The sequence below is a fragment of the Roseomonas sp. 18066 genome (genome assembly GCF_902706185.1).
GTDB lineage: Bacteria > Pseudomonadota > Alphaproteobacteria > Acetobacterales > Acetobacteraceae > Pseudoroseomonas.
On sequence record NZ_CACSJM010000205.1, the window covers coordinates 1 to 8817 of the forward strand.

Sequence of the window (8817 nt, forward strand, 5' to 3'; positions counted from 1 at the left end):
TGTATAAGAGACAGGGGCAGGGGACAAAGCAGGGACATTGCATCCTCCGATACCCGCTATTGGCCCGAAAGCTCTTGCGGATTCCTGCGCAAATTGGGTCTGCCTGCCGCGAAACAGAAGGGGGCCTCCGGTTTTCTGGCCAAAGCGTGACGGGGGCAGGGGTTCCCCCCGCCGCTCGCGGCCCCGATATGCGTCGGAAAAGCCAGGAACCGCATCATGCGCCGCCTTTCCCAGACCCTGCTGCCGCTGCTGATGGCGCCCGCCCTGCTGGCCGCGCCAGCCCTCGCCCAGGCGCCCACAGCGACGCCGGCGACCCCGCCCGAGGCCGCCGCCAGCCCCGACCACCGCCCGCGCCACACCGTGCTGGCGCTGAGCGAGACCGCCGAGGTCCGCCGCGCCCCCGACGAGGTGCATGCCGAGCTGCGCGCCGAGGCCCGGGCCGGCACCGCCGCCGGCGCCCAGGCGGCGCTGAACGCCGCCATGCAGAAGGCCCTGGCCACGGCGAAGGCGGTGACCGGCGTCACCGCCACCACCGGCGCCTATTGGACCAGCCGGAACGAGGAGAGCCGGCAATGGGTCGCGACCCAGAGCCTGCGGCTGCGCGGCGCCGAGGCCGCGCCGCTGCTGGAGCTGGCCGGCAGCCTGCAGGAGCAGCGCCTGGCGCTGGGCGAGCTCGGCTGGTCGCTGTCGCGGCCGCAGGAGCAGGCGGCGCGGCAGGAGGCCGAGCGGATGGCCATCGCGGCGCTGCGCGCCCGGGCCGAGGCCGTGGCCGGCCAGCTGGGAATGAAGGTCGCCGCCATCCGCCGCCTGCAGCTGGGCGAGGCCGAGCGGCCGCAGCCGCGGATGATGGCGATGGCGGCCGCCCGGCGCGACGGCGCGCCGGCGCCGGTCTCGGCTCCCGAGGATGTGATCGTGCAGGCCACGGCCTCGGCGGAGATCCTGCTCAGCCCATGATGTGATGACGAAATAGCGGCGCTGCCGGCTGCCCGGATCGTCGCGCTGGTGGCATGATCGCCGCGACAGCGCGAACCGGAGCCCATGTCAGCCACCCTTGCCGGCATCGGCCTGCAGCTCCTCGCCATCGCGCTCTTCGTGGCGATGGACACCACCATCAAGGCGATGACGGCGGAATTCGCCGTGGCGCAGCTGATGTTCTGCCGCTTCGTGGTGCATGTGACCTTCGTCGCCGTGCTGCTGCGGATCATCAGCGGGCCGCTGCCCTGGCGGTCGAAGGCGCTGGGCCAGCAGATCCTGCGCAGCCTGTGCCTGGCTGGGGCCAACTACCTGTTTTCCCACGCGCTGGTGCATGTGCCGCTGGCGGATGCGACGGCGGTGAACTTCGCCTCGCCCCTGTTCACCGTGGCGCTGGCGGCGGCCTGGCTGGGCGAGAGCGTCGGCTGGCGCCGCTGGCTGGGCATCGGCATCGGCATGGTCGGCGTCGTCGTCGCGCTGCGGCCGCCCTTCCTGACCGGCGGGCCGGTGCCGCACTGGGCCATCGTGCTGCCGCTGGGCACCGCCGCCATCTATGCGGTCTACCAGATCATGACGCGGCGGCTGGCCAGCATCGACGACCCGCGCACCACCATCCTGCACACCGGCATCGCGGCGGCCTTCGCCACCTCGCTGGCGCAGCCCTTCGTCTGGACCTGGCCGGCCACCGGCTGGGGCTGGGCCGGGCTCGGGCTGCTCGGCGCGCTGGGCGGGGTCGGGCATGCGCTGCTGGTGATGGCCTTCGCCCGCGCGCCAGCCAGCCTGCTGGCGCCGATGACCTATACCCAGCTGGTCTGGGCGGTGCTGGCCTCGATGCTGGTCTTCAACGACTGGCCGGACGGCTTCACCCTGCTGGGCGCCGCGATCATCGCGGTGGGCGGCGTGCTGGTGGTGATGCCGGCCCGGGGCGCATCCCCCCGTCCAAGGCGCTGATTTTTCGTCGGATCGATCAACCGTCAGCGAGCCGCAGCGTTGCTGCCCTGTAACCCTGGGCCGCGCTTTTACGCGGCGGCTTGCGCCGGAAGCGGCAAGCGGGTAGCGGAATGCGGGCGCGAGGACAGGGAATGGCCACGACATTCGGAACACCGCGGCAGCCGCCGGCGGAACAGGCGCTGCGGGATCACCCGCGCGCGGCGCTCGATGCCAATTCGGTGCGGGACGCCTATCGGCGCTGGGCTGGCGTCTATGACGCCGTCTTCGGCGGGGTCTCCTCCTCCGGGCGGCGGCGCGCGGTCGCGGCGGTCAACCGCCTGCCGGGCACCCGTGTGCTCGAGGTGGGGGTGGGCACGGGCCTGGCCCTGCCGCGCTATCGCGGTGACAAGCGCGTGGTCGGCATCGACCTGTCGCGCGAGATGCTGCTGAAGGCGGAGGAGCGGGTCCGCGAGGAGCGGCTCGGCCATGTCGAGGGCCTTCTCGAGATGGATGCCGAGCAGATGGCCTTCCGCGACGGCGCCTTCGACATCGCCGTGGCGATGTTCACCGCCTCCGTGGTGCCCGACGCCAAGAAGCTGATGGCCGAGATGCAGCGCGTGGTCCGCCCCGGCGGCCACCTGCTGTTCGTCAACCATTTCGCCGCCGAGGCCGGGCCGCGCTGGTGGGTCGAGCGCACCATGGCGCCGCTGTCGCGCATCCTGGGCTGGCACCCGGACTTCGCCTTCAGCGACCTGTTCGACCGCGAGGCGGTGCAGGTCGAGGCGATCCAGCCCTGCCCGCCGGCCGGGCTGTTCACCCTGGTGCATCTGCGCAACACCGCCCCCGGCGCGCTGGCCGTCGCCGCCGCCGCCTGAATTCTTTTTTCCTGGCCTGGGAATCGACGAGGGGGCGTCCTGCGGGGCGCCCCCTTTTTCGTGGCCGTTCCGGGGCGCGCCGCCGCTTCGCTGCGCGAATCGAAAGATCCGGCCAGGAGATTGTTGCGCCGATTGTTCCGGCGCCCCGCCGCCGCGAGGCCGCCGCCAGCCCAGCAGGGGCAGGGAAAAGCGCCCTCTCAGCGGCTTATCCCTTCGCGGGCGGACAGATCCTTGCCCCGGCATCCCTTGTGCGGGGCGGCAAGCCGCGATTATGGTCGCCCAAACGCTTCTCCTCCGCTCCCCAGCGGGGGAGGGTCGCTGGGCCGTGCGGTGCGGTCTGGCTGGGACGGCGCAGAAATGCGCGCCTGCGCCCCTGTTGGGCGCCAGGAAGAACGGGCGGACGGGATTGGGAATGCGGCGGTCAATCGTTTCGCGCTTCGTGGGCTTGGCGGCCACCCTTGGGGTGGCGGCGACCTCCTTGCTGAACGGGGCGGCGGCCCTGGCTCAGGCGCCAGCCGCGGCGCCGGCTGCGGAGGCGCCGATGATCGGCCAGCCGCATAACTGGGCGATGACGCTGCAGGAGGCGGCCGGCCCGATCAAGGAAAGCATCCACGACTTCAACCAGATCGTGCTCTGGATCATCGTGATCACCACGATCGTCGTCGGCCTGCTGATGGCCTATGCGATCTGGCGCTTCCGGGCCTCGGCCAATCCGGTGCCCAGCCGCACCAGCCACCACACCCTGCTCGAGGTCGCCTGGACCGTCGTGCCGGTGCTGATCCTGATCGGCATCGCGGTGCCGTCCTTCCGGCTGATCTACTACCAGGACCGGGCGCGTGACGCCGAGCTGACCGTGAACGTCACGGGGCGGCAGTGGTACTGGCATTACGGCTACCCGGACCAGGGCAACTTCGCCTTCGACAGCTACCCGATCCAGGAAGCCGACCTGAAGCCGGAGCTCGGCCACCTGCGCAATCTCTCGGTCGACGAGCCGATGATGATCCCGGTGGGCAAGGACATCCGCATCATCACCACCGGCCAGGACGTGATCCACAGCTTCTTCGTGCCGAGCCTCGGCGTGCAGAAATACACGATCCCCGGCCGCACCATGGAGACCTGGCTGCGCGCCGACCGGGTCGGCACCTTCTATGGCCAGTGCAACCAGATCTGCGGCACCAACCACTGGTTCATGCCGATCGTGGTGAAGGCCGTGCCGCAGGCCGAGTTCGAGGCCTGGGTGGCCAGCGCCAGGCAGCGTTTCGCCCGCGCCGATGGCAGCCCCGCCCAGGTTGCCGCCAGCCCGGTCGCTCCCCAGGACCCCGAGGCCGGCACGCAGCTGGCGCAGCTCCGCCGCTGACGCGGCCCCACACGACGGTACGAGAAGCGGGACGGACGGACAAAAATGGCGACCGCGTCAAACACGCATGACGATCATGGCCACGGCCATCACGATCACACCCCGGGCTTCGTGGCGCGCTGGTTCTTCAGCACCAACCACAAAGACATCGGCATCCTCTACATCATCTTCGCGCTGCTGGCGGCCTTCGTCGGCGTGGGCCTGTCGCTGCTGATGCGCATCGAGCTGCAGTCGCCGGGGATGCAGATCTTCGCCGATGGCCAGGCCTGGAACGTGGCGGTGACGGCGCATGGCGTGGTCATGGTCTTCTACGTGATCATGCCGGCGCTGATCGGCGGCTTCGGCAATTATTTCGTGCCGATCATGATCGGCGCCCCCGACATGGCCTTCCCGCGCCTGAACAACATCAGCTTCTGGCTGCTGGTGCCGGCGCTGATGCTGGCGGTCGGCAGCCTGTTCGTCGGCGGCGCCGGCACCGGCTGGACGCTGTACCCGCCGCTGTCCAACAGCACCTACCAGTCGGGCATGGGCCTCGACATGGCGCTGTTCAGCCTGCATCTGGCCGGCGCCAGCTCGATCCTGGGCGCCGCCAACTTCATCACCACCATCTTCAACATGCGCGCCCCTGGCATGACGCTGCACAAGATGCCGCTGTTCGTCTGGGGGATGCTGGTCACCGCCTTCCTGCTGCTGCTCTCGGTGCCGGTGCTGGGCGGCGCGATCACCATGCTGATCACCGACCGCAACTTCGGCACCGCCTTCTTCGACCCGGCCGGCGGCGGCGACCCGGTGCTGTTCCAGCACCTGTTCTGGTTCTTCGGCCACCCCGAAGTCTACATCATGATCCTGCCCGGCTTCGGCATCATCAGCCACGTGCTGTCGACCTTCAGCCGCAAGCCGATCTTCGGCTATCTCGGCATGGCCTATGCCATGGTCGCGATCGGCGTGGTCGGCTTCGTGGTCTGGGCGCACCACATGTTCACCTCCGGCATCTCGGTGGACACGCGGGCCTATTTCATGGCCGCGACGATGATCATCGCCGTGCCGACGGGCATCAAGATCTTCTCCTGGATCGCCACGATCTGGGGCGGCTCGATCACCTTCAAGACGCCGATGCTCTTCGCCCTCGGCTTCATCTTCCTGTTCACCATGGGCGGCGTCACCGGCGTGAAGCTGGCCAATGCCAGCATCGACGTGGTGCTGCACAACACCTACTACGTCGTCGCGCACTTCCACTACGTGCTGTCGCTCGGCGCCGTCTTCTCGATCTATGCCGGCTTCTACTACTGGATCGGCAAGATGAGCGGGAAGCAGTACCCGGAGCGCTGGGGCCAGATCCATTTCTGGATGACCTTCATCGGCGTCAACCTGACCTTCTTCCCGATGCATTTCCTGGGCGCCCAGGGCATGCCGCGCCGCTACCCGGACTATCCTGACGCCTTTGCCGGCTGGAACCTGGTCGCCAGCCTGGGCGCTTATGTCTCAGTGGCATCCTTCCTGGTGTTCATCTATGTCTGCTTCCGCACCCTGATGGGCTCCGAGAAGGCCGCGGGCAATCCCTGGGGCGAGGGTGCCACCACGCTGGAATGGCAGGTTTCTTCCCCGCCGCCCTTCCACACCTTCGACGAACTGCCCCGCATCCGCTGAGCGGGCTTCCGTGAACTAGGGTTTGCCGTCTGATGAGCCAGAGCGCGATCAAGACCGATATCCAGATGGGGGGGGCTTCGGCCCCCCTCGGCACATCGGGCGAGCTTGACCTGAGCGAGGTGCGCGACTGGATCGCGCTGCTCAAGCCGCGGGTCATGTCGCTGGTGGTCTTCACCGGCCTGGTCGGGCTGCTGGTGGCGCCGGGGCATCTGCACCCGGTGCTGGCGGTGACCGCCATCCTCTGCATCGCGGTCGCCGCCGGCGCCTCGGGCGCCATCAACATGTGGTACGACCGCGACATCGACGCGGTGATGCGGCGCACCGCCGGCCGGCCGATCCCGGCGGGCCGCATCCGCGCCGAGGCCGCGCTGACCTTCGGCATCTTCCTGGCGATCGCCTCGGTGGTGGTCATGGGGCTGGCGACCAACTGGGTGGCCGGCGCCGCGCTGGCCGGGTCGATCGGCTTCTATGTCTTCGTCTACACCATGTGGCTGAAGCGGCGGACGCCGCAGAACATCGTCATCGGCGGCGCCGCCGGCGCCTTCCCGCCGGCCATCGGCTGGGCCGCGGTGACCGGCAACCTCGGCATCGAGGCGCTGGTGATGTTCGCCCTGATCTTCGTCTGGACGCCGCCGCATTTCTGGTCGCTGGCGCTCTATGCCAGCGGCGACTACCAGCGCGCCGGCGTGCCGATGCTGCCGGTGGTGGCCGGCGCGCGCGAGACGCGGCGGCAGATCTGGCTGTATTCGCTGCTGATGGCGCCGCTCGGCCTGCTGCCGACGCTGATCGGCATGGCGGGCCTTGCCTATGGCGCCGCGGCGCTGGTGCTGGGCGGCTTCTTCCTCGAGGCGATGTGGCGGGTGAAGCAGGACGTGCAGGACGCGCAGGGGGTCAGCCTCAGCAACGACGCCCCGGCCCGCTATGCCTTCAAGTTCTCCATCATCTACCTGTTCATGCTCTTCGCGGCGCTGGCCGCCGACCGGATGATCTTTGGATGACCGCCAGCCCCAAGCCCGTCCCCAACGCGCTGCCAGGCACCCCCGCCGGCATGACGGATGACGAGAAGAAGGCCTTCGCCCGGCGGCGGCGCGGGCGGAACTGGGCGGTGATGCTGGCGCTGCTGGCCCTCGTCGGCCTGTTCTACTTCGTCGCCATGGCCCGCATGTCGGTCAGCGGCTGAGCCGCGGCCGGGAAGGGGAGAAGACCGCCAATGCCGCAAAGCCGGCCGCAGGATCCGGGCCTGGCCCGTCGCAACCGCCGCGTGGCGCTGGGCGCCGCCGTGGTGGTGGGGGGCATGCTCGGCCTCTCCTTCGCCGCGGTGCCGCTCTACACCCTGTTCTGCGCCGTCACAGGCTATGGCGGCACGCCGATGATCGGTGGTCCTGGCGCGCCGGGGGCGGCGGCCGATGCGCGGATGATCACCGTCCGCTTCAGCGCCAACACCAATCCGGGCCTGCCCTGGCGCTTCCAGCCGGGCCAGCCCAGCATGCAGGTGCGGCCGGGGGAGGAGGCGCTGGCCTTCTACACCGCCGCCAGCCAGTCGAGCGGGCCGTCCACCGGCATCTCAACCTACAATGTCACGCCCGAGATCGCCGGGCCCTTCTTCCACAAGGTGCATTGCTTCTGCTTCGACGAGCAGACGCTGGCCGCCGGCCAGCAGGCGGAGATGCCGATCTCCTTCTGGGTCGATCCGAAGATCGCCGAGAATCCGGAAACCCGCGATATCCGCACGATCACCTTGAACTACACCTTCTTCCGCACGCTGGCCGATGCCGAGCGCGCCGGCGCCCTGGCCAAGGCCGGGCCGCATGTCGGCCGCGCCAGCGACGCCACCCCCGCCGGCGGAACACCGGGTTCCAGCCCCCGATCCGTTCCGTGACAGGCTTGATCCCCAAGCGTTTTTGGGGATTGATGCCAGGCGATGGCGGACTGCCCCGCCAAGCCAAGTAAGACAGTTCCCCTGCAGTCGAGTCCAGGAAGCCCCATGGCCAGCAGCACCCCGACGGCCGAGGCGGATCACCCGCCCGCCAACAAGCACCCGTACCACCTGGTCGATCCCAGCCCCTGGCCGCTGACCGCGTCGCTGTCGGCCGGGCTGATGCTGTTCGGCATCATCCTCTTCGCCCAGAAGAACATCCATTGGGTCTTCGGCGTCGGCCTGATCGGCGTGCTGGTCTCGATGTACTACTGGTTCCGCGACGTGGTGCGCGAGGCGCGGACGCCGGGCATCCACACCTCCGTCGTGCGGCTGGGCATGCGCTACGGCATGCTGCTGTTCATCGCCTCCGAGGTGATGTTCTTCGTCGCCTTCTTCTGGGCCTATTTCCACTTCGCGCTGTATCCGGAGCATGTCTCGGGCGCGGCGAAGGCGATCTGGCCGCCGGCCGGCATCCACACCTTCGACCCCTTCCACCTGCCGCTGCTGAACACGCTGATCCTGCTGCTGTCGGGCTGCACCGTGACCTGGGCGCACCACGCCCTGATCGAGGGCGACCGCAAGGGCATGCTGCAGGGGCTGGGCCTGACCGTGGTCCTGGGCATGTTCTTCACCTTCTTCCAGGCGGTGGAATATGCCGAGGCGCCCTTCGCCTTCCATGGCGGCGGCATCTACCCCTCGGTCTTCTTCCTGGCCACCGGCTTCCACGGCTTCCACGTGATCGTCGGCACCATCTTCCTGGCGGTGTGCTTCTTCCGCGCGCGGGCCGGCCACTTCACGCCGCAGCGCCATTTCGGCTTCGAGGCGGCCGCCTGGTACTGGCACTTCGTCGACGTCGTCTGGCTGTTCCTCTTCGTCTGCGTCTACGTGCTGGGCGCCGGCGTGCCCGTGCAGCACTGACCTCGACCCTGCGCCCCGGGACCCTTGCCGGTCCCGGGGCCGGCTGACGCCTGCATGACAGCCTGGCGCCGCCTCCGGCTGCCGCTCCTGGCGGGGCTGCCGGTCCTTCTGGTCCTGCTGGGCCTCGGCACCTGGCAATGGCAGCGGCTGCAGTGGAAGACCGCGCTGCTGGCCGAGCTCGCCGCCGCCGAGGCTGGCCC

At 69.4% G+C, this 8817-nt stretch carries 10 protein-coding genes; all 10 read left to right on the top strand.

Going from position 1 to position 8817, the window contains the following annotated elements:
- Positions 1–216 precede the first annotated feature (216 nt).
- The gene (locus GVN67_RS26445) at positions 217–954 is read left to right on the top strand and encodes an SIMPL domain-containing protein (RefSeq protein ID WP_160000314.1); all 738 of its coding nucleotides are present in this window, start codon (positions 217–219) and stop codon (positions 952–954) included.
- 84 nt (positions 955–1038) lie between these two features.
- Entirely contained in the window at positions 1039–1923 is an 885-nt protein-coding gene (locus GVN67_RS26450; RefSeq protein WP_160000315.1) for a DMT family transporter, read from the top strand.
- Positions 1924–2054: 131 nt separating this feature from the next.
- The gene (locus tag GVN67_RS26455; RefSeq protein ID WP_160000316.1) at positions 2055–2777 is read left to right on the top strand and encodes a class I SAM-dependent methyltransferase; all 723 of its coding nucleotides are present in this window, start codon (positions 2055–2057) and stop codon (positions 2775–2777) included.
- A 541-nt stretch (positions 2778–3318) separates the two neighbouring features.
- The gene (gene coxB / locus GVN67_RS26460; RefSeq protein ID WP_235035522.1) at positions 3319–4134 is read left to right on the top strand and encodes a cytochrome c oxidase subunit II; all 816 of its coding nucleotides are present in this window, start codon (positions 3319–3321) and stop codon (positions 4132–4134) included.
- 45 nt (positions 4135–4179) lie between these two features.
- On the top strand, positions 4180–5781 hold the full coding sequence (gene ctaD / locus GVN67_RS26465; protein WP_160000318.1) for a cytochrome c oxidase subunit I: 1602 nt from the start codon (positions 4180–4182) through the stop codon (positions 5779–5781).
- A gap of 65 nt (positions 5782–5846) precedes the next feature.
- Complete coding sequence (locus GVN67_RS26470) at positions 5847–6779, top strand: heme o synthase (RefSeq protein ID WP_200845404.1); 933 nt, start codon at positions 5847–5849, stop codon at positions 6777–6779.
- On the top strand, positions 6776–6961 hold the full coding sequence (locus GVN67_RS26475; protein ID WP_160000320.1) for a hypothetical protein: 186 nt from the start codon (positions 6776–6778) through the stop codon (positions 6959–6961). Before GVN67_RS26470 ends, GVN67_RS26475 begins: the two co-directional genes overlap by 4 nt.
- A 30-nt stretch (positions 6962–6991) precedes the next feature.
- Positions 6992–7660 (top strand): cytochrome c oxidase assembly protein, encoded by a 669-nt coding sequence (locus GVN67_RS26480; RefSeq protein ID WP_160000321.1) that lies wholly within the window; start codon positions 6992–6994, stop codon positions 7658–7660.
- A gap of 105 nt (positions 7661–7765) precedes the next feature.
- The gene (locus tag GVN67_RS26485) at positions 7766–8617 is read left to right on the top strand and encodes a cytochrome c oxidase subunit 3 (protein WP_160000322.1); all 852 of its coding nucleotides are present in this window, start codon (positions 7766–7768) and stop codon (positions 8615–8617) included.
- Between the two features lie 54 nt (positions 8618–8671).
- A partial coding sequence (locus GVN67_RS26490) for an SURF1 family cytochrome oxidase biogenesis protein (protein WP_304621474.1) occupies positions 8672–8817 on the top strand: 146 nt, incomplete at its 3' end.

Coding starts and splice junctions, on each gene's coding strand:
- GVN67_RS26470 (WP_200845404.1), top strand. CDS start 5,847: ATGGGGGGGGCTTCGGCCCCCCTCGGCACATCGGGCGAGCTTGACCTG.
- coxB (WP_235035522.1), top strand. CDS start 3,319: ATGATCGGCCAGCCGCATAACTGGGCGATGACGCTGCAGGAGGCGGCC.
- ctaD (WP_160000318.1), top strand. CDS start 4,180: ATGGCGACCGCGTCAAACACGCATGACGATCATGGCCACGGCCATCAC.
- GVN67_RS26450 (WP_160000315.1), top strand. CDS start 1,039: ATGTCAGCCACCCTTGCCGGCATCGGCCTGCAGCTCCTCGCCATCGCG.
- GVN67_RS26445 (WP_160000314.1), top strand. CDS start 217: ATGCGCCGCCTTTCCCAGACCCTGCTGCCGCTGCTGATGGCGCCCGCC.
- GVN67_RS26480 (WP_160000321.1), top strand. CDS start 6,992: ATGCCGCAAAGCCGGCCGCAGGATCCGGGCCTGGCCCGTCGCAACCGC.
- GVN67_RS26475 (WP_160000320.1), top strand. CDS start 6,776: ATGACCGCCAGCCCCAAGCCCGTCCCCAACGCGCTGCCAGGCACCCCC.
- GVN67_RS26455 (WP_160000316.1), top strand. CDS start 2,055: ATGGCCACGACATTCGGAACACCGCGGCAGCCGCCGGCGGAACAGGCG.
- GVN67_RS26485 (WP_160000322.1), top strand. CDS start 7,766: ATGGCCAGCAGCACCCCGACGGCCGAGGCGGATCACCCGCCCGCCAAC.